Raw genomic sequence first — 23,500 nt, forward strand, 5'->3', positions numbered from 1 at the left:
ATATGCGTATCAGCATAGTTGCGGTCGGGCGATTGCGCGCCGGGCCCGAGAAGTCCCTGCTTGACGATTACCTGACCCGATTTGATAGGACCGGTCGCGCGCTGGGCCTTGGTCCTGCGCGGGTGATCGAGGTTGAAGACAAAAAAAACGCAGGCATGGGGGCTGAGGCTGCCCTGCTGCGCAAGGCGCTGCCCAAGGGCGCGGTGATCTGTACGCTGGATGAGCGGGGGCGGGTCATGTCCTCGCCCGATTTTGCCAAGAAACTGGGCAGCTGGCGTGATGCCGGACGACAGGATCTGGCACTGATCATCGGCGGGGCGGACGGAATAGACCCTAATCTGCGGGCTGAGGCCGATTTTTCCATCTCATTCGGGTCGATGGTCTGGCCCCATATGCTGGTCCGTGTGATGCTGGCCGAGCAACTGTATCGGGCTGCAACCATCCTGTCGGGCGGCCCTTATCACCGGGTCTGACATGGCGCAGCTTCTGATCGTTTACCATTCGCGCACCGGCGGAGCCCGGCAGATGGCCGAAGCAGCGGCTGCGGCGGGGCGTGACGAGGCAGACGTAGTTCTGAAATTCGCCGATCAGGCGGGACCTGAGGATTTGCTCTCCGCCGATGGCTATATCTTCTGCGCGCCCGAGAATCTGGCGGCGATTTCGGGTCTGATGAAGGAATTCTTCGACCGAAGCTACTATCCGGTTCTGGGGCGGATCGAAGGCCGCCCCTATGCCCAGATGATCTGCGCCGGGTCAGACGGAGAGAACGCCGCCCGTCAAACTGCCCGCATCGCTACCGGCTGGCGGTTGAAAGAGGTTCAGCCGCCGCTGATCATCTGCACCCATGCGCAGACGCCCGAGGCAATTCTGGCCGAGAAGACGATCCCCGACGAACAGCTTGAGCACTGTCGTGAGATCGGTGCTGCGATGGCCGCTGGGCTAAGCCTTGGGGTGTTCTGAGCGTCAGTTCAGGTCGATGACCGTAGTGTCTTCGGCCCAGCCCCCGACATTGTCGCGCGCCTGTATCTGCACCTGCGCGGTGCCTTCGGGAATGGCGACGCCGCCAAGTGACCGGGTAAAGGGCTGCTCATCCACATGCGGATGATGCAGCACGCGCATCCCCAGCTCATTCCCGTCCATGTCCAGCACACGCCAGCCATCTGCGTAATCGTCCCAGCCGGTATCGGGGTGCCGGATCGTCACGTCAAACCGCCATGTATCGCCGCTTTGGCGGGCCGAGACCTCTTCGATTGTCGGAGGATCGGCCAGGACTGGGGTGGCAAACAGAGCGGCAAGAATCAGATAACGCATGGGCAGACCATAATTTGTTAAGCGCAGTATTGCGATCACGTCTTGGTGTCAGGCGGCAAGGTCAAAAGAACCGAGCGGGAGTGCGAGGCGAACTCACGCCGGTACAGAACGCCAACCGTGATGGCCGTGCCAATGATCAGCGTGATGGGCCCCAGGAACCAGGCCAAAGAGGCGAGAGCGAAATAGGTGGCCCGCAGCGCGCGGTTGAAGCTGCGGGCGGCGGTCACGCAAATCTCGGCCGACTGGGCCGCGCGAGGGTAGGCCTGTGCGTCCTCGGGGTCGTTCGGAACAGCGGCCATCAGCACGGCGCAATAGCCAAACAGACGGTGCGCCCAAACATATTTCAGAAAGGCATTGGCCAGAAACAGGATGACGACCAGTATCTTGATCTCCCACACCAGCGCGGGCGCGCTGCCGATGGCCAGATCGCTGGCGACACCGGCCAGTTGTTCGGTATTGCCCAGCAGGGCCAGCCCGCCGCCAATGGCGATCATCGTGGTCGAGGCGAAGAACGTACTGCCCTGCCGCATCGCTGCCACGACCTGCGCGTCGAACATGCGCGGTTGCCGGGTGACCATCTCGCGCATCCAGTCCCGGCGGAAGTCGTCCATCATCATGGAAACGGATCGCCTGTTGGGTGAGGGATGCTCGATCTTCCAGCCGATCCCCTGCCAGGCCCCGATCAGCAACAGGATGGCGACATAGTCCATCGTCGAAAACAGAAGCGCGCGATCAATCCAGGTCATGGGCGCGACAGTAGGCACAGATCATTGAACTTGCCAGATCGATAAATTGGTAATATTATTTTACCAAATTGGAGGATCAACAATGGACATGCCCCAGCCAAATCCCGATGTGCTTGCACGCAAGCAAAGCGTTCTGGCGCGTTTGCTGCAGGTTTTGCCCGGGGATGCGGTGATTCACGACCCGGCGGAAACGCGCGCTTATGAATGTGACGCGCTGACCGCCTATCGCTGCCCGCCGATGCTGGCGGTGTTGCCATCGACCACGCAGGAAGTCTCGGACGTTCTGCGCATCTGCCATGAAGAGGGTGTTCCAGTGGTGCCGCGCGGCTCGGGCACGTCGCTGGCGGGGGGCGCTTTGCCAACGGCGGATTGCGTTATTCTGGGGATTGCCCGGATGAATGAGGTTCTGGAGACCGACTATGACAACCGCTTCATCCGCGTTCAGACCGGCCGCACCAATCTGAGCGTGACCGGCGCGGTCGAGGAAGGGGATTTCTTCTATGCGCCCGATCCGTCCTCGCAACTGGCCTGCGCGATTGCGGGGAACATCGCGATGAACTCGGGCGGGGCGCATTGTCTGAAATACGGTGTGACCACCAATAACCTGTTAGGCGTCAAGATGGTGATGATGGATGGCAGCGTTGTCGAGATCGGCGGCGCGCATCTGGATTCCGGTGGGCTGGACCTGTTGGGTGTGATCTGCGGCTCTGAAGGGCAGTTGGGCGTCGTGACCGAGGCAACGCTGCGCATTCTGCGCAAGCCCGAAGGCGCGCGGCCTGTGCTGATGGGGTTCGATGACAATGAGGTGGCCGGGCAATGCGTTTCGGACATTATCAAGTCCGGCATCCTGCCGGTGGCGATCGAGTTCATGGATACGCTGTGCATCAAGGCCTGCGAGAACTTCGCCCATGCGGGTTATCCCGATTGCACGGCTTTGCTGATAGTCGAAGTCGAGGGGTCCGAGGCCGAGATCGACTATCAGCTTTCGAAGATCATCGAGATTGCCAAGCGTCACAACCCGGTCGAATTGCGCGAGAGCCAGTCGGCGGAAGAAAGCGCCAAGATTTGGCTGGGGCGGAAGTCGGCCTTTGGGGCGATGGGGCAGATGAATGACTATATGTGCCTGGACGGGACGATCCCCGTGTCGTCCTTACCCGAGGTGTTGCGCCGGATCGGTGAGTTGAGCGAGGAATATGGCCTGCCCGTAGGCAATGTCTTCCATGCGGGCGATGGCAACATGCACCCCTTGATCCTGTTCGATGCCAACAAGCCCGGTGATCTTGAGAAATGCGAGGCGTTTGGCGCGGATATCCTGAAGCTGTGCGTCGATGTCGGCGGGTGCCTGACCGGAGAGCATGGGGTGGGAATCGAAAAGCGGGATCTGATGTCGCATCAATACACGCCCGCCGATCTTGAGGCGCAGATGGCGGTAAAGGATGTGTTCGACCCACGGTGGCTGCTGAATCCGGCCAAGGTGTTTCCATTGGATGCGTCGCAAGGGCGGCGGATGGCAGCGGAATAGGGGGCTCTGCCCCCGTCGCGCTTTGCGCGCCTCCCCCGGAGTATTTTCAAAAAAGATGAAGTGTCATGAAACCTGAGACAGAGACGGAACTGGCCGAGATCGTGGCCGGGATGAATGGACCAGTACGCATTGTGGGTGGCGGGACGCGTGGCGTGCATGGCCCAGAGCCGGTTTTGAGCACAGCCGGACTGAGCGGTATAACGCTGTATGAGCCGGGTGCGCTGACTTTGGTGGCCCGGGCGGGAACTCCGTTGTCTGAGGTCGAGGCAGCGTTGGCAGCAGAAGGGCAGCAACTGGCGTTTGAGCCTGCGGATTATCGGGTACTGCTTGGACATTCAGGAGAGCCGACGATTGGCGGAGTCGTAGCCGCCAATATCTCGGGCCCGCGCCGGGTGCAGGCCGGGGCGTGTCGGGACTTTCTGCTGGGGGTGCGCTTTGTCGATGGGCGCGGGCAGGTGGTCAAGAATGGCGGGCGGGTGATGAAGAATGTCACCGGCTATGATCTGGTCAAGCTGATGGCGGGGTCCTGGGGAACGTTGGGGGTATTGACCGAGGTATCGCTGAAGGTGCTGCCCATGCCCAAGGCGACGGCGACTCTGGGCGTTTCGGCCCCCCATGTCGCGGGTGCAATTGAAGTTCTGTCTGCGGCGTTGAAATCCCCCTTCGAGGTCAGCGGTGCCGCGTATGATCCAGCGATGGGGCTGACCCTGTTGCGGGTTGAGGGGTTTGAGGATTCGGTTTCCTATCGCGCTGGGCGGATGCAGACGGTTTTATCCGGGTTTGGCGAGGTGTCGCGCATGGAAAACCCTGAAGATATTTGGTGCGCGATCCGGGATGCCCGCGCTTTTGCGGGCAAGGATGGCGATGTCTGGCGTATCTCGGTCAAGCCGAGCGACGCACCTGAGATTTCTGCGCGGCTTGAGGCCAACAAGCTGTTGCTGGATTGGGGTGGCGGATTGATCTGGGCGCTGGTGGATGAAGGGTCGGACGTTCGGGCGCGATTGGGGGATTTTTCAGGCCATGCAACGCTGGTGCGGGCGGCCCCGGAGACGGTGAATGCTCTGGGCCGGTTTCAGCCTGAACCCGCACAGGTTGCAGCCTTGACCCGTGGGTTGTGGCAGCGGTTCGACCCGCATGGCCGTTTCAATCCGGGCCTGATGGGGTAGACAGATGCAGACGACATTTACCGAAAAGCAACTGCAGGACCCGGCGATCCGGCGTTCGAACGACATCCTGCGCAGTTGCGTGCATTGCGGGTTCTGCACGGCCACGTGTCCGACCTATCAGGTGCTGGGCGATGAGCTCGACAGCCCCCGGGGTCGCATCTACCTGATCAAGGACATGCTTGAGAATGACCGTGTGCCGGATGAGAAAACGGTCAAGCATATCGATCGTTGTCTGTCTTGCCTCGCTTGTATGACCACCTGCCCATCCGGAGTGCACTATATGCACTTGGTCGATCACGCGCGGGAATATATCGAGAACAATTACAAGCGCCCTCTGTCGGATCGGGTGTTGCGCTGGGTGCTGGCGCAAATTCTGCCCTATCCGATGCGGTTTCGCTGGGCCCTGATCGGGGCCAAGCTGGGCCGTCCGTTTCGGTTCCTGATGCCGGATGCGCGGTTGCGGGCGATGCTGGACATGGCACCGAAACACATCCCTCCGGTCAGTCGCAATGACGATCCGCAGAGCTTTGCGCCCATCGGCCCGCGCAGAAAACGCGTTGCGCTGATGACGGGCTGCGCACAGAAGGCTCTGAACACCGATATCAACGACGCCACGATCCGGTTGCTGACCCGTTTGGGCTGTGAGGTTGCGGTGGCCGAAGGGGCCGGGTGTTGCGGGGCGCTGACCCATCACATGGGCAAAAGTCGTGACAGTCACGTTGCGGCGGCGGCCAACATACGGGCCTGGGCCCGCGAAATGGATCGAGACGGGCTGGATGCCATCGTCATCAACACCTCGGGCTGCGGCACAACGGTCAAGGATTACGGGCATATGTTCCGCAATGATATCCTGGCCGATGATGCTGCGCGTGTCTCGGGTATTGCGATGGATATCAGCGAGGTACTGATGCAGTTGGACCTGCCTGAACAAAGGGATCAGGGCCTGACCGTTGCCTATCACGCGGCCTGTTCGCTTCAGCATGGGCAGAAGATCAAGACCTACCCGAAAGACCTGCTGAAGCGGGCCGGGTTCAAGGTGGTGGAACCCGCAGACAGCCATTTGTGCTGCGGCAGTGCCGGTACCTATAACCTGATGCAGCCCGAAATCTCGGGCCAGTTGAAGCAGCGCAAGGTCAAAACGCTTGAGGCGAAAAGACCCGATATTATCGCTGCGGGGAATATCGGCTGCATGATGCAGATCGGCTCGGCCACCGAGGTTCCGATTGTGCATACGGTCGAGCTGTTGGACTGGGCAACCGGCGGGCCGAAGCCCCGGGCACTGACCACCAGCCGGGCAAATCAAGACGTGCCAATCCTGCGCTGAAACCGCGTGATGCCCGGTGGCATCATATCGGTCACAAAACCCAATCCGCCCTATTTTCGCCGCACGCGCCCCATAAGACAGTGGGCCGGAGGAAACGGGCGGAGTACCGCGTGCGCAAATGGATCAAAGCGATGGCGCTGTGCGTGTTGCCTTTCACGGCAGCGGCACAGGACACCGGGCTAAAAAGCCTGGAAACCTCTGATTCCGGTCGGGATTGGATGGCTGTCGGTCGGTTGAACATCAAGGGCGTGGGGTTTTGCACAGGAACGCTGGTTGCGCCGAATCTGGTCCTGACCGCCGCGCATTGTCTTTTCAACAAAGGCACCGGCCAGATCATCGATCTGGCGGATATCGAGTTTCTAGCAGGCTGGCGTCTGGGGCGGGCCTTGGCCTATCGCGATGCACGGCAGGCGGTGATTCATCCGGGCTATAGCTTTGGTGCCGACGCGTCGCCTGACCGTGTCAGCACGGATATTGCCTTGATCGAGCTTTGGCAGCCAATTCGAAACACCTCCGTGACCCCGTTTGACACCGGCGCGCAGCCGAAACGCGGCGAAGAGGTCGGCGTGGTGTCCTACGCGGCGGATCGGGCCGAGGCCCCGTCACTGCAAGAGGTCTGTTCGGTCATGAATCGGCAGGCGGGCATTCTGGTCATGTCCTGCGATGTGGATTTCGGGGCTTCCGGCGCGCCAGTCTTTTCCTTCTCGGGGCCCGAGCCGCGCATCGTCTCGGTCGTGGCCGCCAAGGCCAGCATGGACGGGCAAAGCGTGGCCATTGGCACCGCAGTCGAACACGCGCTTGAGCTGTTGCAGGCCGAGCTTGCGGCAGGGCGCGGGTTCACATCCTCGGCGTCAGGAAACGGTGGGGGCAAAAACGTAGGGGCGAGGTTCGTCAAGCCATGATCAGGGTCATTCTTTGTGTACTTCTCGGTCTTTCCGTCATTGCAACCACCACGCAGGCCCAAACCAACAAGCGCAAACTCACAGATCGAGAGGATCTGTACGGGTGGGAAGCGATTGGCCGGCTGGACGTCGGCACACGCTCTTTTTGTACCGGAACGCTGATCGCGCAGGATCTGGTTTTGACCGCCGCACATTGCGCTTTGGACAAACGGACCGGCAAACCTTATGTGCCGGGCGAGGTTACGTTTCGCGCGGGCCTCAGCAACGGTACCGCATTGGCTGAACGCAAGGTGGTGCAGATCGCCGCCCATCCCGGTTATGTGGCAAATTCGCCCCTGTCCGTTCAGAGCATTCAGGACGATGTCGCCCTGATGCGGCTGGAAGAACCGATACCCTATGACATTGCCGACCCGTTTGCCCTGCATAACGGGCGGGTGGCGAACGGCGAGATCAGCATCGCCTCATACGGGCGCGGACGGGCCGAGGCGATTACGCGCGAACGCTCGTGCCGTATTCTGCAACGGCGGCAGGGGCTTATCACCTTTGATTGCGACATCACCTTCGGCTCGTCCGGGTCAGCCATTCTGGCCAAGAACGGCTCGCGCTGGCAGATTTTGTCCGTGGTTTCGGCCGTCAGTGTGCAGGGTGGCCGAAAGACCGGATTTGGGATGGAGCTTGAGGGCGTGGTCTCGGACCTCAAGGCAATCATGCGCCGCGACGCGCCCCAGCCCAAAGCGTCGATCCGCCGGTTGCAGGTTGGAACCGGCAAGTCCAGTTCCGGCGCGAAATTCATCAGCTCGGGCGGGGGTTGAACTTGGTCAAAATGCTACCCATGTGAACTGTACCGGGTCGCCACAAACGGGGCCTGGCAGTTGAAATCGCCCGTCCGTTCGGAGGGCATAAATCGTAAATCGCTCAAGGATGAGGATACGACACATGCGTACTTTTGATTTTGCACCGCTGCACCGCGCCACCATTGGCTTTGACCAGATCGCCGACATGATGGACCGCGTTCTGAACAATGACGTGGCTCAGCCCAGCTATCCCCCATACAACATCGAGAAAACCGATGCCGACACCTACCGGATTTCGGTCGCTGTCGCTGGTTTTTCCGAAGCAGACCTGTCCGTCGAAGTGAAGGAAAACTCGCTTGTCGTGGCCGGTAAGAAAGCCGCCGAGGATCAGGAGCGCAGCTACCTGCACCGTGGCATCGCCACCCGCGCATTCGAGCGTCGTTTCGCGCTGGCCGACCACGTCCGCGTCACCGGCGCGAGCCACGAAAACGGCATGCTGAACATCGACCTGAAGCGCGAAGTGCCCGAAGCCCTGAAACCGCGCCGGATCGAGATTTCTTCGGCCAAATCCATCGAAAAGGACGTGGTTGACGCGAAAGCGGTCAACTAAAGCCTGAAAGTCCTGCGACAGTCGCCTCCTCCCAGACTGTCGCAACCCACGCCCCGCGTTCCTCCAGACGCGGGGCGTTGTTTTTTTGTAGTGCCAGGATGTTCGCTGAGCGGACAAAGCGGACGCTCGGAAACAAACTGCCTAGTGCCTCGTCGCGTGCCTTGAGACGCCGTGGATCACCAACAGTATGGTGCAAATGCCGGTTGCCGCCTCATCAGAGCCCAATTGGCGTCATAGTATTTGCGCAGAAGAATCCTGTCGTTGCCGGTCTGGAAAAGAGCTCGTGCCAGCCATGAAAATCATCGAGAACACTAGCGACCGTTTGGTGATTGCTCGAAGTAGTGTAGTTGACCGACTTTTTTTCTCCGCCACGATTGCCGTTGGCTTTGCAATCCTCTTCTTTGGAGACGACTTGGACGCGCCCTTCTGGGTTCGCCTGTGTTTCTTCGCCTTGTTTGTTTCGGGTGGAATCTTTTTCTGGTTGATGAGCGCCAAAGTAACAGTGGCGCTCGATGGCCGAATAGGAGAAGCGCGCGTTCACTGGGCACGTATGATAGGCGAGAGAACACGTTCGGCGCGCTTGGAGGAGATCGTCGAACTGCGCGCCCAGATGGGGGAAGACGCGGGCCGGCTCAGGTTTCATCTGGAAGACGGTTCGACCATACCGCTTACCCCATACAGCTACAGTGGCGGGGGGCACCCGGAGGTCACGGAAAGCGTTAACGCCTGGCTTGCCAAGTGGACCCGAGGAAAGACTTGAAGCATATCGATCTGTCCAGCTCGCACCAGTTTGGGATAATGTTCGCTTTTGTTGCTGCGGTGCTGCAAGGGTCACGGACTACAAGCTTGTTGCATCGGCTGGGACACTTCCGGAATGGGCTCAGCGCTGAAGTTAGAAGTAAAATGACCCCGCACAATTTCGTGCGGGGTTTCTAAAGTTGTGCAAATGGGTTCAATTCCCCGCCGTCACCGACCCGATCGACCAGAACATCGTCTCGCCCGAGGCATCGTCGACGCCGTCATTGTCGGTCATAACAAATGCCTCGCCCGAGGGCAGGATGGCCAGACCTTCGATCTTGTCCAGAACGTAACCGCCGGTCGAGGTCAGGTCGGGCAGCAGGTCGCGGACCTCTTCCTTGCTGACCACCGGCAGGTCGCCGCCCAGCGGGGCCGGGGTCATGTCTGACAGCGGGATGCGGTAGATCTTTTTGGTCACGGCGCGGTGGTCGTGCTGGTTGTCGCGTTCGATGACATAGACATGGTCACCGAAGGCCGCGATTTCCGACAGGCCAACCCAGCCTGTTTCCGGATCCGCCTTGGGATAATGCACGGCACCCCATTCCTGGGTCTCCAGATTGTAGGCGACCAGTTTCACGTGGTTTTCCGGGTCGTCTTTCCATTCGCGCTGAACGGCCATCCACAGGGTGTCGCCGACCTTGGTGATGCCCTCAAAACCAAAACGCTTTTCGACGGCCATCAACTCCGGCGGCAGGCCGATCTCGCCCTTGCGGTCTTTGATCAGGCCGTCGGCCGAGACATGGTAGATCGCGTGCGGGATCACCCGGTCGGTGCGACCTTCCGAAGCGACGTAGAAGCCGCCCTTGCCGTCCAGCGTGATGCCTTCCAGGTCCAGCTTCTGCGCCGGGTTGCCGTCTTGACGGTGAATGCGGATCACGTCCACGACACGGGCAGGTTGCTGGCTGGGGTCGATCTTGAAGATCGACGGCTGGAAACCGTAAAAGCTGTCATTGACCGCATAGATCATGCCGTCCTCATCCGCGACCAGACCGGACAGCGCGCCCCATCCGATCAGTTCATCCGCGCCTTCCGAAGTCAGGTGCGGATAGCTGGCAGGCGCGTCCTGATACTCGAAGATCGAAACATGCGCACGCGGACCGCCATCTTCGATCAGGTCCTTTTCATTGGCCGAGATCAGCAGGTTGCGCTCGGGGATCGCCACGTACCCTTCCGGGCCAACGCCCGAGGGCAGCAGTTGTTTCAACACCGGATTAGCCGGGTCGGTGGCGTCATAAACGCCGACGACCGAGGCACGCTCGGCCCCGACAAAGATCATCGGCGTGCCGCCAAAGGTGGCTGCGGTCACGCTTTCAGGCTCTACGCCTTTGCTGTCCGAGCGTTTATCCGGGTAGTGGCCGATCTGGATGATCGCCTTCTCGAACTCGGTGCCGTTTTCATAAACAACGGTGCCGTCCTTGTGGAAGGTGGTCCAGCCGCGTGATCCGCCCTGGTAATCGCCTTCGTTGGCGGTGGCGAAGTGGCTGTCGTCGATCCATTTCACCGCATCCGGTTCGCGCAGGCGACCCGGCTGGCTTTCGGTGAAGATCAGCGCGCCGCGTTCGTCGGTGGCATCGATGCCTTCCAGATCCACGTTGCCTGCCGAGAAATGACTGACCACATTGCCGTCCTTGTCGACAACCGCGATGTGGTTGTTTTCCTGCAAGGTAACGACGGTTTCGCCGAGGGCGTTGATGTCAACAAACTCGGGCTCGGGGTCGGTGGGCGCAACTTCGGCCAAACCGGTCAGCGAGGCCATTTTCACGCCCGTGCACTCCAGTGCGCCGTCTTTCAGTGGCACCAGTGCCAGCGATCCGGCGGGCAGTTGCGGGATGATGCCGTCGTTCAGGTCTTCGTCCCGCTCATTCTCGATCGCCACGGCGACAAAGCTGCCATCGGGCGCAATCGCGACGCTGTCGGGCTGACCGCCCAGATCACAAGCACCGGTTTCGGCCTTACCCGCGATATCGACCGAGATCAGCTTGCCCGAAGGCGCAGTGTAGCTTTCCGACGTGTTCACGCCGACAAAAGCCGTGTCGCCAACGATCCCAACCGAGGTCGGTTCACCCCCCACTTCCATCGCACCCAATGGCGCAGGGTTTGCGGGGTCGCTGATGTCGATCATGCCGATCACGCCCAATGGGCTGTCGGTATAGACCAGCGTCATACCATCCGCGGTGGCCGCGATGATCTCGGGTGAGGTTTCGCGAGTGGTATCGGCCCCTTCGGCCATGTTCTTGACGACGGGGAAAGACGCAATTCGGTTGAAATTCATCTCTGCCATGGCCTGACCGGCAGTCAGGGCAAGGGCAGATGTCAGGCAGACATGGCGCAATGACATCGGTTGGGATCCTCTCTGGGTTGGTCGCCAGAGGGATGACCCCGGTTCATTGCGGTATTGTGACGGTTTCGATTCAGTTTGATGACAAGCGCATCCGGGGCGGCCACCGCCCGAAGGCGATGGCCGGATTGGATCAGACCGACAGGCAGACGTATTTCATTTCAAGATAGTCTTCCATGCCGTGATGGCTGCCTTCGCGGCCCAGACCGGATTGTTTGACGCCGCCGAACGGGCCAAGCTCGGTCGAGATGATGCCAGTGTTCACGCCCACGATGCCGTATTCCAGCGCCTCGGCCACTTTGTAGACGCGGCTCAGGTCCTTGGCGTAGAAATACGAGGCCAGACCAAAAATCGTATCATTGGCCATTGCGATCACGTCGTCCTCGTCTTCGAACTTGAACAATGGGGCCAGCGGGCCAAAGGTTTCGTCCTGCGCCACCATCATGTCCTGCGTCACGCCGGTCACGATGGTCGGCTGGAAGAAGGTGCCGCCCAGATCATGGGGCAGACCGCCGGTCAGCACCGCACCGCCTTTGGATGTGACGTCCTCGATATGCTCTTTGACCTTCTCGACAGCTTCGGCGTTGATCAGCGGGCCGGTTGTGGTGCCCTCGGTCAGGCCATCGCCAATCTTCAGCGCTTCGACTGCGGCCTTCAGCTTGGCTGCGAATGCGTCGTAAACACCGGCCTGAACGTAGATACGGTTGGCACAAACGCAGGTCTGACCGTTGTTGCGGAACTTGCACAGCATCGCGCCTTCGACAGCCGCATCCAGATCCGCGTCGTCGAACACGATGAACGGCGCGTTGCCGCCCAGCTCCATCGAGCATTTCATCACCTGATCGGCGGCCTGTTTCAGCAGGATGCGCCCCACCTCGGTCGAGCCGGTAAAGGTCAGCTTGCGCACACCGGGGTTTTCGCAGAACTCCTTGCCAATCTCACTGGCGCGCGACGATGGCACCACGTTGAACACGCCCGCCGGGATCCCCGCCTGTTCCGCCAGAACCGCCAGAACGATCGCGGACAGAGGCGTTTCTTTGGCTGGGCGCGCCACGAAGGCACAACCCGCAGCCAGCGCAGGCCCGGCCTTGCGGGTGATCATCGCGTTCGGGAAGTTCCACGGGGTGATCGAGGCTGCCACGCCAATGGGCTGCTTCATCACCATGATCCGCTTGTCGCGCTGGTGGCCCGGGATCGTCTCGCCATAAATACGCTTGGCTTCTTCCCCGAAGAACTCGATGAAAGACGCGCCATAGCCAATCTCACCCACGGCCTCGGCCAGCGGTTTGCCCTGTTCGGCGGTCAGGATCTTGCCCAGATCCTCGGCGTTTTCCATCATCAGATCGTACCAGCGCCGCAGGATTGCCGCGCGTTCTTTGCCGGTCAGCTTGGCCCATTCCTTTTGTGCCGCCTCGGCCTGCGCAATTGCACCCGCCACCTGCGCGCGGCTGACATCGGCCACCTCGGCGACCACATCGCCCCGCGCAGGGTTGGTCACAGTGAAGGTGCCATTGTCGCCATCCACCCACTGACCGCCGATATAGGCCTTGGTCGCCAGAAGATCGGGGTTCTTGAGCAGGGATTTCAGATCGGTTGTTGCGTCCAGCATAGGTTAGCCTCCGGCAGATGTGGTTTGCGCGCACCCAAACAGGTGTTGCGGGCTTTGTCTATGGCCACTGTGGCGGGCGGATCATCCCAGTTGGCGTTCCTTTCTGTCGGGGATAGCGTTGCAGCTGCGCCGCAGTGCCGGGTTCACCGTCTGGTTGCGCCTGCTTGCCTTTCAATTCGGGTGCGAGTTTGCCAAAGTTTCCGGGATTTTGGACGTCAAGGGGATGTAAATGACCGTAACATTCCCTATCTTATTGGGTATATAAGGAAAAAGGGATAGCAAGATGTCGAACCAGCAGTTTGAGGCGTTGATTCAGGAAACTCAGACCAAGGTGCGCGAGTCGCAATCGCAGATCGAAGGCCTGACCTCGCGCATTGAAGCCGCCCGTGCCAAGATTGGCACCGCCGAGGCGGATATCGACATCGAAAACGCCACGCTTGAAGATGTGCACGCTCATACAGAAGTGATGAACGCCAATATCGCCGAGCTGATCATGGGTCTGGACGACGTGACCAGCGCGTTTTCCAAGGATTTCGACGAGATGCGCTCGAAAACCGGGTGGGAGTCGTTTGTCGGCGTCTTTTCCAAAGGCAAATCCGAGTCGATGCGGCAGGAACGGATGCGCACCGCTAATATCGACGACAAGCTGCAGGATCTGATCGCCAAATCGGATGTGATCGTGAAGCTGCTGGAAGGGCAGTTGGCCGTGCTTGAGGAACAGCGCGTAAAGGTCGAAGAGAACCTGACCGTCACACTGGATGATCGCGAAGCGACCGTGGCCGAGTTGGAGGCGTTGCGCACCGAGATTCAGGGCATGGACCCCACGATCATCACTTTGGAAAACAAGATCAGCGTCGAACAGGACGCCGCCGCGCGGACCCAGTTGGAAACCGAACTGGCCGAGTTGAACAAGCAATACAACGCAAAGGTTCAGGAAGAACAGGTCAAGCTGGCCAAAAGCCAGACGCTGGAACGCTACATCGAAAAGGGCAAAACCTGGGTCGATTCCTTACAGAACCAGGCGGCGACGCAGATGGTGCTGATCAACAAGCTGCAAACAGACACGCAACAGCGCGTGGTGCTGTATGACGCCCTGACCAAATCACTTAAAACCGCGCAGCAGCAGGACGTGGCCCACCGCATCAATGAGATCGGCGTGCAGACGGATCAAGAGGCGCAAACCGCCATGGCCGCCATCGGCACCGCGACCAACCAGAAAATGGCTGACATGCTAGAGGCGCATGAGGACCACATGGTCTTTGCCCGCGACGTGCTGGAGAAAAAGGCCAAGGCGGATGAACGCTTTGCCCGTCGGTTCGCCTCGATTGTCGAGAAGCATGATAAGAATTTGTATGGGGGCTGAGGCGAAGGGTCTGAAATCGATATGAAAACAACGACTCTTTTGCTCACCACGGTCTTGTTACTGACCGGACTAACCTGCTTGATCATTGGTTTCGCGACCTACCAATCTGCGGGAATAGTCAATTGGCAACTTATTCGAATCGTATCGGTCATCGGGCTAGGAATGCCAGTTTTGGCATGGCTTTGGGTTTGGATGTTCGATGTGTTCTTGCCGCTGTGTTTGTGGGCTTTCTGGAAATATCTCAGTCTGTTCGAGTGGATGTTAGGGATCAAACTCGGAACTTGGTTCGGAAAACAAATCCTTGGCGATCCAATGGCTAGGCACAGCGAAAGAGGCAAGTGGCCTTTTTTACATCGTGAAGTAGCGCAAGCTTTGGGCCGCGAAAGCTTATGACTAACCCCACCCAAGACCATGTCGGCCTGACCGACACCTTCGCCTCGCGCCGGTATTTCCGCAAATTCGAGGTGATCACCGTGCACCTCCTACGCGTGGCGGCGACGATGGAGGCGGAGGGCGCGATCAGCAAGCAAGAGGTGCGGATCGTGTCGCGCTACCTCTCGGGGCTGCTCTACACCTTCCGCGCGCTATCCATGAAATACCTGCTGGTCGGGCGCGATACGGGGCGGTTCTTTGGCAGCCTCGCCATGGACAAGCGCGACAGCGGGTTTCCGGTGGCGGCCGAGTTGCTGACCATGGCCAATGACGCGCAGCAGGCGCAGGTGCATCTGGCGAATATGCCCTCGGAAGATGACCTGAAAACCGTCATGGTGCGCACGATTATTGGCGACCGCGAAATTCCCACCAAGCTGCAATTTGCGCTGTCGCAAAGGCTCTATTACGAGGAATTGCTGAAAGGTCAGCTGTTCTGGGCCCGCAACGATCCCGAATGCCACTGGATCGGAAACGAAGGCGAGCGGCGCAAATTCATGATCCACTGGGCGGTCTATGACAGCCAGATCAACCTGCCGGTCATTTACCTGATGCAGTTGGAGGACAGCGGCAAGACGGCCCTGCCCAAGGATCAGCGCCGCTGGCCCGAGGTGCAGGCGCATCTGATGGCGCAATCCTTAGGCGGGCTGAAACTGGTGACCATCGCCAAGGGCTTTGATCAGGATTTCGACGACCTGCACCCCAAACACATGCGCCGCATTCATGTGGGGCCGATGTATTCCTCGGCCTATACCGAGCAATCCGGCCCGCTGCGGCAGGTGCTGGAGGACGCGCAATCTCCGCAGGGGCAGGATTGGGCGCTGGCCTGGACCATGGAAGAGTTGGAGAGCGAGGACGTGATCGAGGAGCGCGCCGGTTGGTTTTCCACCGTCGAGCGCGAGGTCTTTGCGCTGGACCCGTTCGGCGGTCAGGGGGCCGAGACCGGGGCGACGCGCACGCAGCGCTCGATTATCCTGCCCCAGCGCCCGTTTCAGGTACTGGCCGAGCGAAATCCGCCGGGCTTTGCGGATGTGCGCAAGTTCGTGGTCAGCAAGTCGGGGCAGGTGTTGCGGTATTAGAATTTTTGCCTCCGGCGGGAGTATTTTTGAAAAGATGAAGCAAGGGCTGTTTTGAAATGAGTTTGACGTCAGATCAGATGGAATTACGCGAGGCGGATATTCGCAAGCACTATCCGGCAGCGACTGCCTTGCTGAACGGGTTCGAACATGCGCCGCGGATTGCCAAGGCGGTTGAGGCCGCCGTTGAGCGGTCTCCGGGCGTGTCAACGGGGCGGCGGTTTCGCTCCACGACGCCGGGACTGGTGACGCGGCGCACCGTGCGGGCCGATGGCGTGCATCTGGTCGAACGGATTGAGGCCTCGGATGATGGCGATACGCTGGTCTCTCCGCCGCAGGCAACCACGCAGCAGGCGATCCGGCGGGCGATTGCCATCGCTTTGGCCGTGGCCGAGGCCTATGCGGACCAGACCCCGCTGGCCGACCTGAAACGCGCGAACCTCGCCGGGGACTTGCCCGCCGCCCGCAAGACCGAGTTCTCGGAGCTGCTGACAGCCGAGGCTCTGATTACGTCGCACGTGTTCGGCAATGCGCTGGCTTATCTGATGTCCTCGCATCTGGGCGAAATCACCGTTGATATCGGTGAGATCGAAGAGGTTCTGACCGACAATGGCCAGCTCGCCCTGCATGGCGCGTTGTGGGAGCTGGATCAGGTGCTGGCCAAGCACGCCCCCGACGATGCCCACCTGATCGCCGCAACCAGCGCCTATGCCGAGCAGTTGATGGATAAGGCCGCCCTGCGCGCCCAATCCGCAGGCCAACTGGCCCCGTTCCAGAACGCCGCCTGGCATATCGAGGCGGATGATCTGACCATCCGGGGGTTTGAGCCGGCCTCCAAGGCGAAGTCCACCACCCTGACCATGACGTTCAAGAAACCGAACGAGGTGGTGGGCAACCATATCGCCAAGTATCAGGCGATGAAGCTGGCCAAAATGCTGATGGCCTATGACTTCGACCGTCGCCTGAACCCGTTCGCGGAACTCGGCGGGTTCATCTTTACCTTCATGGGCGACGGCAAACCGGGCACCGGCAAGACCACCCTGATCCAGATGATGGCCGGGCTGATCAACGACTATTGCCAGAACGCAGGCTATCCGTTCCGCTACCAGAACCTGAGCACCGACAATATTGACAGCTATCAGGGCAAGTCCGGCCAGAACGCCAAGGCCTTTATCAACACGGTTCAAGACCCCTCGGTCATCGGTTTCGGCACCATCGACGATATCGACCAGTTAGCGGGCAAACGCGGCGACCGGCAGTCGTCAGCCGGGCAACTGGAAATCACCGCCGTGCTGATGGAAAGCTTTGCGGGTGCCAACACCGTCGTGCGCGGCAACTGCACCTTTGGCATGTTCTCGAACTACCCCGAGAATGTGGACGACGCCCTGCGCCAGCGGGCAGGCGCGCGGTTCCTGGTGGACGGGCCGCAAACACGCGAGGACTACATCGACATCCTGCACCTGCTGATGGGCCGCAACCATGACATACCCTTGGGCCAACACGACGCCTATGCCGCGCAGGAGATCAAAAAGGCCGTCGCCGCCAGTTTCGAAAGCCACTCCCGCCCGCATGAGGACGCGCTGTTGCAGGTCTATGACCGGGTCTCCGGTCAGATCGGCCAGATGGACACCATCGCCAAGCTGGGCACCTACCTTAAGGCGATTCAGGCCGCGGATGAGCGCTTTACCGGTCGCGCGATCAAGAACATCACCGACGCGGTCAAGGTCCGCGCGATGGATTTCGAACTGCCCGACGAGTGGATGGAAAACCCCGACCTGTTCCTGTTCCGGGACTACGACACCAAGAAGGCCATGATCGAGGACCTGCGCCAGCCGATCACGGTGGACATGGTGATGCAAGAGATCAACCGCTACGCCGACAGCGAATTCCGCTATGCCGACAAGAGCGACGAGGTCGCCATCGAAAACGCCGTGCGTGAGATGGGCCGGATGGACGAGGCCAAGAGAAGGTACTTGGAGGGGAAGGGGTGATGATTCCTTGCAATGTTGGGGTTACTACTACTACCTAAGCCATGAAAGGCATTTGATTAATGGGAATTGGTACACATCAGATGTGGAAAGATAGGCTCATCATTCCGTCATACCGGATTGGTGAAGCCGCATCTTATGCCAAGATCTCCCCTCAAACTGTGGCTGCGTGGCACAAGAAAAAGGGTGCAAAGTCCTCGTCTGTATTGAGTTCGAGAAAGGCAAAGGAAGGTTTATCGTTCCTACAACTAATTGAAGTTGCCGTGGTGGCCGAGATGCGAAAACTGGGTGTGAAACTCCCGGAAATAGAGCGAGCACGGAAGTATTTCAAAGAGACCACAGGACTGGACTATCCATTTGCGCAACTTCGCTTCAAGACTGACGGTGCAGACGTCTTGAGTGATATAGAAGGCGCTGTTGGCCGAGTCCTCACAGACAAAGTCCTCGCAGCAAATCATCAAGGCCAATACATCTGGACCGAAATGCTGTCTTCTCGTTTCAAAGAATTCAACTACGACGACGAAGGCGCTGTCATCGCTTGGAAGGTCGCTGGTGAGGACAAGCAAATTGAGATTGATCCAAGGCTTGCATTCGGTGCCCCTCAGATTCGCGGTGTCAAAACTAGCATCATTAAATCACGCTGGGCTTCTGGAGAAGAAGTAGACGAGATTGCAGAAGATTTTTCACTGTCGGAACTTCAAGTGGTTGACGCTTTGCTGTTCGAAGGCATGGAAGGAAGTGACCCTAGAATTGCACGATGGCTGAATTAACTCTTTATTTTGATAGAAATTTTGGCAAGCGGTTACCTAATGCGCTTTCTAAGCTTAGGCCGCCGGTTGGCATTCGTTGGCATCAAGGCGAGGGTTTTCGCCACGATATGCCAGATGATGAATGGATGGAAATTGTCGGGCAGAAAAACTGGGTTGTTTTAACGCAAGATGTCAAGTTCCACCTGATCGAACATGAAATGGCTGCTGTGAGACAACATGGTGTTCGATGTTTCTATTTCCCTGATGCGAACTCCGGCCTTTGGCGAACCCTCTGCTCCTTCATAAAGGTTCACGAGAGGGTAATAGAGGTGACTAACCGCAGCGAAGCACCATTTATTTTCAAAGTGGCAAAGAATGGTTCGATTAAGCCAGTTGGGATAGACTAATGATCCGCCTCATCGAAAAAGGCCTGATGTTCGGCAACCTTGTCCACATCTCCAGCCCGGCCTTAGTCGAGCGGTATAACCGCGCGCTGCAGCATCTGGCGGGCAAGACCACGGCGCTGACGGATTTCCATGTCGATATCTCGGGCTATTCGCCGGAGGTGGGGATTGAGCTGGAGGATGAGCTTTATCTCAACCCCAATGGGGTCAACCGGCAGTTCATCCTGCTGACGACCGAGCAGAAACGTGCGCCGCTGCTGAACGTCAAATTCTCGACCTCGCGCGATATCCTGCGCGAGTTTATCGAGATGAACGAGGCGCAGTTGTTCGCCCTGACCGCCACCGATGCGGTGGCCGGAGAACTGGTGAACTCGGTCATCAAACTCACCACGCCCCGCGATCTGCTGAACCTGCGCAAGATCGAGATTGAGGCTGACACCGCCGGCGGCACCTTGCGCAAGGCACAGCAACTGGCGGGGATGGTCGAACGGTTCAAGACCGAAGAGGATGCGTGGTTCGACGACGTATTGATCGCAAAAATGATCGAAACGGCCAAGGAAACCGGCGACGTCACTCGCAACCCGGTCCACCTGCGCCATACTGCGTTCGAGCAACGCAACTTCTGGACGGCGCATTTCGGTGGGCTCTATCTGTTCCCCGATCTGGACCACCCGGCGGCGATTTGCATGGGCGAAAAACCAGACGACCTGCCGATCAAATATGTCTTTGGCCCTTCGCAACGAAACCAGATTGCCAAGTTCCTGGACTATAACGATCTGGTTGAACCCATCGTCAAGGCGCGCAGTGTAGATGCCGCCGCGATCCTGCAACAGAAGATGGATTTCCTGACCATCGCCGCCGCCGCCGATGCCGATGTCGATCTGACCGGGCTGGATCGCAGCGACATGCGACGTCTGGCGCGCAATCATTCGGATCGCCTGCCCGAGGCGTATCACGGTCTGGCGCAACTGCTGCGCTGGGCGACGGATGGCGGGCCATGGCCGCGCATCACCTCGGACCATCCGGCCTATTTCTACACACTGCGGGCCGCCGATACGCCAAACCGGGACCTTGTGAATATGCTATTGTCGGAACTGGCCCCACTGGACCCGCGCCAGATGTTCATCTGCCATAAAGAGCTGTTCTACAGCACGTATAAGACGTGGCCCGAGGCCAAGAAAGCCTATGTTGCCGACTTCCTCGCGCGCGAGTATCAGGTGGACAAGGCCGGGGCCCGCGCGGCCCTGTTCGGGCATGAGCCGGATATGTCCGGCGAAGATCGGATCAGCGAGGCAGTGATCGCGCGGGTCGGGCCCTGGGGATCGGTGAGGAAGGGCTGAGATGTTCGGAGCGATGCGCCTGTTTCTGATCCTGCTGGTGATCCAGACGGTTGCCTATGTTGCGCTGTCGCTCTATTCGCGCAACGCACGCCGCCGCAAGCTGGAAAGCTGGTGGGACGAAAAGGGCAAGCGCGGCAACAAACAGGCCTTTGTGGAACGCGGCCTGCACGTCTACGATAATTCGTTCCGGCGCAAACTGATCCTGGGCGTTTATGTCGTGCCTTGGGTGGCAATCGGCGCGCTGATCTATATTGTGAATTATATGTGAGGGTTAGGGCATGGCCTATTTGAAATGGGCATTGATCATCATCTTCTGGGGCACGATTGCGGTGGTCCTGCAATACTCTCTGCCGCAGCGCGATATCGTGCGGATTGTGAACACATACGAAGAGCGGCAGGACCTGAACGACTGGACCCGTATCTTCTGGTCCGAACCGGATGATCAATCGACCAGCCTGTCGAACCGCGATGTGCAGTTCATTCAGGCCGTGCGCGCCAATGGCAAGCCGATTGTCTACCGGAACGAGGATACCAGCTGGGGCTGGCCGCCCTATTTCAAGTTCGACACGGCAAACCTGTATACCGAGGCGAATGACGCGATATCTGATAAAGCGGACCCGGATTGGGTGGCGGTCACGCATTACGGTTGGCGGAACGAGTTCATGTCGATCTTTCCCAATGCGGTCTCCATCAAGCATGTGGACGGGCCGGATGTGCGCCTGATCCCATGGTTCAACATCATTTTCCTGACCGTCTTCTTCGCCCTCCTCTGGGCGATCTGGGTACGCTGGCGCAGGTTCCGCCAGCGTCGCATCGACCCGATGATGGAAAATGTCGAGGACAGCCTCTATGCCGCTGGTGATGCGATCGAGGAAAGGCGCAACGGCTTCCGCCGCTGGCTGGACAGCTGGAAATCGAAATAGGCCACCTCAGCGTACTATGAATTCGGCATGAAGCGCCCCGGCGGCCTTGATCGTTTTCAGAATGTCGATCATGTCGCGGGGCGAGACGCCAAGGGCGTTCAGCCCGGCCACGACCTCGGACAATGTGGTGGCTTCGGGTATCTCGGCCAGACCGGTGCCCTCTTCTTCTTCGATGCCAGCAACGGTACGCGGGACCACGACAGTTTCACCTCGGGCGAAGGGGTTGGGTTGCACGGCAATCGGTGCCTCTTCGACCGTCAGGGTCAGGTTACCCTGCGACACCGCCACGCGCGAAATGCGAACCTCCTGCCCCATGACAATCGTGCCGGACCGTTGATCGACAACAACCCGCGCCTTGGTTTCCGGTTCGACAAGGATGTTTTCGATCCGACCAAGGGCATGCGCGGTTGAGACAGATTGCGTCGCCGCAATGTTCAACTCGACCGTCCCCGAGTCGCGCATGATTGCCACGGCGCGATTGAATTCCGTGTTGATGGCGGCCTCGATCCGTCCGGCGGTGGTGAAATCCGGCTCACGCAGGGCAAGGCGCATCTGGGTCAGGGTTGAAAGGTCAAAGTCAATCTCACGCTCGACCCGTGCGCCCGATGGGATCACGCCGGAGGTTGGAACCCCTTGCACGACAGATGCCGCATCGCCTTCCGCCACGGCGCCGCCTGCCAGCACCGTGCCCTGTGCCACGGCGTAAATCTGACCATCCGCCGCGTTCAGAGGGGTCATGATCAGGGTGCCGCCCAAAAGACTGTTGGAATCGCCAATCGCGGAAACGGTGACATCAATCTGCCCCCCGACGCGGGCAAAGGGCGGTAGGCTGGCGGTCACCAGCACAGCGGCCACATTCTTGGGCCGAAAATCCTCACCCGTGACATTCACGCCCAGCCGTTCAAGGATGTTCGACATGATCTCTTCGGTGAAGGGCGAGTTTCGCAGGCCGTCCCCGGTGCCATTCAGACCAACAACCAGACCGTAGCCAACCAGATCGTTGCCGCGCACACCGTCGAAATCCACCAGGTCCTTCAGGCGGATTGCCCCGGCAGAGGCGAAGCCCGGCAGAAGCAGGATCAGAAGGAAAACAAGAACTCTCATCTCAGGAAGTTCACCAGTGACAGGTTGGCGTTGCGCACAGTAACCGAATAGAGGCTTTCCAGTTGGAACTGCACGGTTTGCAACTGTGCTGCCGTTTCATACGGGTCTGCCTCGATCAGTGCGTTGCGGCTGTATTCCAGACTGACGCGCGCCGAGGCGTTGCGCGTGGCCGCTTGCTCCACCCGCGCCTCTGCCGCGCCCACTTCGGCCCGGAGTTTGACCGTTTCGTCCTTGGCATTGGCCAGATCGACTCCCAGCTGCGTGAACATGCTGGTGCGCAGGGTCGGCGACCAGGCCAGCGCATCCTCGGACGCCAGGGCGGCCAGGGCCGTATCCCGCAGCGCAGATTTGAACGTTGGATCGGTGGCGGTGATCGGGAGGGTGATCCGCTCATTCTCGGAGATCTGCATTGGGGCGAGGGGCGTGCCCGACCCTTGGTAGATCACGGCATCGAACCCTGCGGGGTCGTTGAACCAATCCTCGGCTGCGGTGCGGATATCGGTCATGGTGGTGAGCCCTGAAAGCTCGGTTTCCAGCGCGGCCAGCAAGGTTTCAGCGGACGCCAAAGGTGAGACGTCGGTTGCATTGCCCGCATACAGGCTGCGCCCGGCAACCCGTGTGTTCAAGGCCGACATCATCGTGTCCAGCTCATTCCGGGCCTGAACCGAGGCCTGTTCGTGCGTGACCGTCTGATTGGCCGTACCAAAGGCCAGCAGCGTGGCGGATACCTCGGCCAAGGACGTATTAAACGTGTTCAGACTTTGCTGCATGACATCGGTGAACAGCCCGGCCTCGGTCGTGGCGATCTTGAAGGCGTCCAGCCGGGCCAGGCTGCGATCCAGATCCAGAAGGTGGGAATAATCGCCCCCCAGATGCCCCGAGGTATCCTGCACCTTGCCGGTCGACATCTCGTAAGACAGGGTTTCGATCTGGGTTTTGATCTCGGTGGCGCGGGTGCGCAGGGTCATGCCGCGCGCCAGATCGCCGATAGCGGTCAAGTTCAT

24 protein-coding genes are annotated in these 23,500 nt (G+C 59.5%); 18 read left to right on the top strand and 6 right to left on the bottom strand.

Annotated features, from left to right (window positions below; all coding sequences use genetic code 11):
- The first annotated feature begins 2 nt into the window (after positions 1-2).
- Together rlmH and ACR0LW_RS14485 are read left to right on the top strand one after the other, a co-directional pair.
- Positions 3-473 carry a 23S rRNA (pseudouridine(1915)-N(3))-methyltransferase RlmH gene (gene rlmH / locus ACR0LW_RS14480; protein ID WP_480585878.1) on the top strand — a complete coding sequence of 157 codons (471 nt, stop codon included), beginning with the start codon at positions 3-5 and terminating at the stop codon, positions 471-473.
- Position 474: 1 nt separating this feature from the next.
- Positions 475-960: a flavodoxin family protein gene (locus ACR0LW_RS14485; protein WP_480585881.1), complete on the top strand. Its 486-nt coding sequence runs from the start codon at positions 475-477 to the stop codon at positions 958-960.
- A gap of 3 nt (positions 961-963) precedes the next feature.
- Here the strand turns inward: ACR0LW_RS14485 and ACR0LW_RS14490 are convergent, their stop codons facing one another.
- Together ACR0LW_RS14490 and ACR0LW_RS14495 are read right to left on the bottom strand one after the other, a co-directional pair.
- Positions 964-1,311, bottom strand: coding sequence for a hypothetical protein (locus ACR0LW_RS14490; RefSeq protein WP_480585884.1), 348 nt, complete (start codon positions 1,309-1,311; stop codon positions 964-966).
- Between the two features lie 35 nt (positions 1,312-1,346).
- Positions 1,347-2,057 (bottom strand): DUF599 domain-containing protein, encoded by a 711-nt coding sequence (locus ACR0LW_RS14495; RefSeq protein WP_480883047.1) that lies wholly within the window; start codon positions 2,055-2,057, stop codon positions 1,347-1,349.
- A gap of 82 nt (positions 2,058-2,139) precedes the next feature.
- On the opposite strand from ACR0LW_RS14495, the gene ACR0LW_RS14500 reads away from it, so the two are divergent.
- From ACR0LW_RS14500 to ACR0LW_RS14530, 7 genes are all read left to right on the top strand, one after another.
- Positions 2,140-3,579: an FAD-linked oxidase C-terminal domain-containing protein gene (locus ACR0LW_RS14500; RefSeq protein ID WP_480883048.1), complete on the top strand. Its 1,440-nt coding sequence runs from the start codon at positions 2,140-2,142 to the stop codon at positions 3,577-3,579.
- 65 nt (positions 3,580-3,644) lie between these two features.
- A complete protein-coding gene (locus ACR0LW_RS14505) occupies positions 3,645-4,745 on the top strand; it encodes an FAD-binding protein (RefSeq protein ID WP_480883049.1) in 1,101 nt (366 codons plus the stop codon).
- A gap of 4 nt (positions 4,746-4,749) precedes the next feature.
- Positions 4,750-6,069: a glycolate oxidase subunit GlcF gene (glcF, locus tag ACR0LW_RS14510; RefSeq protein WP_480883050.1), complete on the top strand. Its 1,320-nt coding sequence runs from the start codon at positions 4,750-4,752 to the stop codon at positions 6,067-6,069.
- A gap of 110 nt (positions 6,070-6,179) precedes the next feature.
- Positions 6,180-6,971, top strand: coding sequence for a trypsin-like serine peptidase (locus ACR0LW_RS14515; protein ID WP_480585895.1), 792 nt, complete (start codon positions 6,180-6,182; stop codon positions 6,969-6,971).
- The gene (locus tag ACR0LW_RS14520) at positions 6,968-7,783 is read left to right on the top strand and encodes a trypsin-like serine peptidase (RefSeq protein WP_480883052.1); all 816 of its coding nucleotides are present in this window, start codon (positions 6,968-6,970) and stop codon (positions 7,781-7,783) included. The genes ACR0LW_RS14515 and ACR0LW_RS14520 overlap by 4 nt, the downstream gene beginning before the upstream one ends.
- 124 nt (positions 7,784-7,907) lie before the next feature.
- The gene (locus tag ACR0LW_RS14525; protein WP_480883053.1) at positions 7,908-8,375 is read left to right on the top strand and encodes an Hsp20 family protein; all 468 of its coding nucleotides are present in this window, start codon (positions 7,908-7,910) and stop codon (positions 8,373-8,375) included.
- A gap of 292 nt (positions 8,376-8,667) precedes the next feature.
- Positions 8,668-9,135, top strand: coding sequence for a hypothetical protein (locus tag ACR0LW_RS14530; protein ID WP_480883054.1), 468 nt, complete (start codon positions 8,668-8,670; stop codon positions 9,133-9,135).
- A 192-nt stretch (positions 9,136-9,327) separates the two neighbouring features.
- Here ACR0LW_RS14530 and ACR0LW_RS14535 read toward each other — a convergent pair whose 3' ends face one another.
- Both ACR0LW_RS14535 and ACR0LW_RS14540 read right to left on the bottom strand, forming a co-directional pair.
- The gene (locus tag ACR0LW_RS14535) at positions 9,328-11,511 is read right to left on the bottom strand and encodes an esterase-like activity of phytase family protein (protein ID WP_480883055.1); all 2,184 of its coding nucleotides are present in this window, start codon (positions 11,509-11,511) and stop codon (positions 9,328-9,330) included.
- 133 nt (positions 11,512-11,644) lie between these two features.
- Complete coding sequence (locus ACR0LW_RS14540; protein WP_170524226.1) at positions 11,645-13,120, bottom strand: NAD-dependent succinate-semialdehyde dehydrogenase; 1,476 nt, start codon at positions 13,118-13,120, stop codon at positions 11,645-11,647.
- Between the two features lie 283 nt (positions 13,121-13,403).
- Between ACR0LW_RS14540 and ACR0LW_RS14545 the strand changes: the two genes are divergently transcribed.
- From ACR0LW_RS14545 to ACR0LW_RS14585, 9 genes are read left to right on the top strand one after another with little or no spacing between them, the layout of a single operon-like run.
- On the top strand, positions 13,404-14,483 hold the full coding sequence (locus ACR0LW_RS14545; RefSeq protein WP_170738046.1) for a hypothetical protein: 1,080 nt from the start codon (positions 13,404-13,406) through the stop codon (positions 14,481-14,483).
- Between the two features lie 21 nt (positions 14,484-14,504).
- Positions 14,505-14,876, top strand: coding sequence for a hypothetical protein (locus tag ACR0LW_RS14550; RefSeq protein ID WP_480883056.1), 372 nt, complete (start codon positions 14,505-14,507; stop codon positions 14,874-14,876).
- On the top strand, positions 14,873-15,991 hold the full coding sequence (locus ACR0LW_RS14555) for a hypothetical protein (protein ID WP_480883057.1): 1,119 nt from the start codon (positions 14,873-14,875) through the stop codon (positions 15,989-15,991). Before ACR0LW_RS14550 ends, ACR0LW_RS14555 begins: the two co-directional genes overlap by 4 nt.
- 56 nt (positions 15,992-16,047) lie before the next feature.
- Positions 16,048-17,979 carry an AAA family ATPase gene (locus tag ACR0LW_RS14560; RefSeq protein ID WP_480883058.1) on the top strand — a complete coding sequence of 644 codons (1,932 nt, stop codon included), beginning with the start codon at positions 16,048-16,050 and terminating at the stop codon, positions 17,977-17,979.
- 59 nt (positions 17,980-18,038) lie between these two features.
- Entirely contained in the window at positions 18,039-18,746 is a 708-nt protein-coding gene (locus tag ACR0LW_RS14565) for a DUF433 domain-containing protein (protein WP_170624771.1), read from the top strand.
- Complete coding sequence (locus ACR0LW_RS14570; RefSeq protein WP_480883059.1) at positions 18,734-19,132, top strand: PIN-like domain-containing protein; 399 nt, start codon at positions 18,734-18,736, stop codon at positions 19,130-19,132. The genes ACR0LW_RS14565 and ACR0LW_RS14570 overlap by 13 nt, the downstream gene beginning before the upstream one ends.
- Complete coding sequence (locus ACR0LW_RS14575) at positions 19,132-20,469, top strand: DUF6638 family protein (RefSeq protein ID WP_480883060.1); 1,338 nt, start codon at positions 19,132-19,134, stop codon at positions 20,467-20,469. The genes ACR0LW_RS14570 and ACR0LW_RS14575 overlap by 1 nt, the downstream gene beginning before the upstream one ends.
- 1 nt (position 20,470) lies before the next feature.
- A complete protein-coding gene (locus tag ACR0LW_RS14580; protein WP_480883061.1) occupies positions 20,471-20,737 on the top strand; it encodes a hypothetical protein in 267 nt (88 codons plus the stop codon).
- Positions 20,738-20,747: 10 nt separating this feature from the next.
- Positions 20,748-21,392: a DUF1523 family protein gene (locus tag ACR0LW_RS14585; RefSeq protein ID WP_170524247.1), complete on the top strand. Its 645-nt coding sequence runs from the start codon at positions 20,748-20,750 to the stop codon at positions 21,390-21,392.
- A 6-nt stretch (positions 21,393-21,398) separates the two neighbouring features.
- Here the strand turns inward: ACR0LW_RS14585 and ACR0LW_RS14590 are convergent, their stop codons facing one another.
- Together ACR0LW_RS14590 and ACR0LW_RS14595 are read right to left on the bottom strand one after the other, a co-directional pair.
- Positions 21,399-22,496 carry a flagellar basal body P-ring protein FlgI gene (locus ACR0LW_RS14590; RefSeq protein WP_170634505.1) on the bottom strand — a complete coding sequence of 366 codons (1,098 nt, stop codon included), beginning with the start codon at positions 22,494-22,496 and terminating at the stop codon, positions 21,399-21,401.
- Entirely contained in the window at positions 22,493-23,500 is a 1,008-nt protein-coding gene (locus tag ACR0LW_RS14595; protein WP_480883062.1) for a flagellin, read from the bottom strand. The genes ACR0LW_RS14590 and ACR0LW_RS14595 overlap by 4 nt, the downstream gene beginning before the upstream one ends.

This window comes from Ruegeria sp. N4, assembly GCF_056531425.1.

Excerpts from the sequence above, each read along its gene's own strand:
- rlmH (WP_480585878.1), top strand. The coding sequence starts at position 3 with ATGCGTATCAGCATAGTTGCGGTCGGGCGATTGCGCGCCGGGCCCGAG.
- ACR0LW_RS14485 (WP_480585881.1), top strand. The coding sequence starts at position 475 with ATGGCGCAGCTTCTGATCGTTTACCATTCGCGCACCGGCGGAGCCCGG.
- ACR0LW_RS14490 (WP_480585884.1), bottom strand. The coding sequence starts at position 1,311 with ATGCGTTATCTGATTCTTGCCGCTCTGTTTGCCACCCCAGTCCTGGCC.
- ACR0LW_RS14495 (WP_480883047.1), bottom strand. The coding sequence starts at position 2,057 with ATGACCTGGATTGATCGCGCGCTTCTGTTTTCGACGATGGACTATGTC.
- ACR0LW_RS14500 (WP_480883048.1), top strand. The coding sequence starts at position 2,140 with ATGGACATGCCCCAGCCAAATCCCGATGTGCTTGCACGCAAGCAAAGC.
- ACR0LW_RS14505 (WP_480883049.1), top strand. The coding sequence starts at position 3,645 with ATGAAACCTGAGACAGAGACGGAACTGGCCGAGATCGTGGCCGGGATG.
- glcF (WP_480883050.1), top strand. The coding sequence starts at position 4,750 with ATGCAGACGACATTTACCGAAAAGCAACTGCAGGACCCGGCGATCCGG.
- ACR0LW_RS14520 (WP_480883052.1), top strand. The coding sequence starts at position 6,968 with ATGATCAGGGTCATTCTTTGTGTACTTCTCGGTCTTTCCGTCATTGCA.
- ACR0LW_RS14525 (WP_480883053.1), top strand. The coding sequence starts at position 7,908 with ATGCGTACTTTTGATTTTGCACCGCTGCACCGCGCCACCATTGGCTTT.
- ACR0LW_RS14530 (WP_480883054.1), top strand. The coding sequence starts at position 8,668 with ATGAAAATCATCGAGAACACTAGCGACCGTTTGGTGATTGCTCGAAGT.
- ACR0LW_RS14535 (WP_480883055.1), bottom strand. The coding sequence starts at position 11,511 with ATGTCATTGCGCCATGTCTGCCTGACATCTGCCCTTGCCCTGACTGCC.
- ACR0LW_RS14540 (WP_170524226.1), bottom strand. The coding sequence starts at position 13,120 with ATGCTGGACGCAACAACCGATCTGAAATCCCTGCTCAAGAACCCCGAT.
- ACR0LW_RS14545 (WP_170738046.1), top strand. The coding sequence starts at position 13,404 with ATGTCGAACCAGCAGTTTGAGGCGTTGATTCAGGAAACTCAGACCAAG.
- ACR0LW_RS14550 (WP_480883056.1), top strand. The coding sequence starts at position 14,505 with ATGAAAACAACGACTCTTTTGCTCACCACGGTCTTGTTACTGACCGGA.
- ACR0LW_RS14555 (WP_480883057.1), top strand. The coding sequence starts at position 14,873 with ATGACTAACCCCACCCAAGACCATGTCGGCCTGACCGACACCTTCGCC.
- ACR0LW_RS14560 (WP_480883058.1), top strand. The coding sequence starts at position 16,048 with ATGAGTTTGACGTCAGATCAGATGGAATTACGCGAGGCGGATATTCGC.
- ACR0LW_RS14565 (WP_170624771.1), top strand. The coding sequence starts at position 18,039 with ATGGGAATTGGTACACATCAGATGTGGAAAGATAGGCTCATCATTCCG.
- ACR0LW_RS14570 (WP_480883059.1), top strand. The coding sequence starts at position 18,734 with ATGGCTGAATTAACTCTTTATTTTGATAGAAATTTTGGCAAGCGGTTA.
- ACR0LW_RS14575 (WP_480883060.1), top strand. The coding sequence starts at position 19,132 with ATGATCCGCCTCATCGAAAAAGGCCTGATGTTCGGCAACCTTGTCCAC.
- ACR0LW_RS14580 (WP_480883061.1), top strand. The coding sequence starts at position 20,471 with ATGTTCGGAGCGATGCGCCTGTTTCTGATCCTGCTGGTGATCCAGACG.
- ACR0LW_RS14585 (WP_170524247.1), top strand. The coding sequence starts at position 20,748 with ATGGCCTATTTGAAATGGGCATTGATCATCATCTTCTGGGGCACGATT.
- ACR0LW_RS14590 (WP_170634505.1), bottom strand. The coding sequence starts at position 22,496 with ATGAGAGTTCTTGTTTTCCTTCTGATCCTGCTTCTGCCGGGCTTCGCC.
- ACR0LW_RS14595 (WP_480883062.1), bottom strand. The coding sequence starts at position 23,500 with ATGAACTTGACCGCTATCGGCGATCTGGCGCGCGGCATGACCCTGCGC.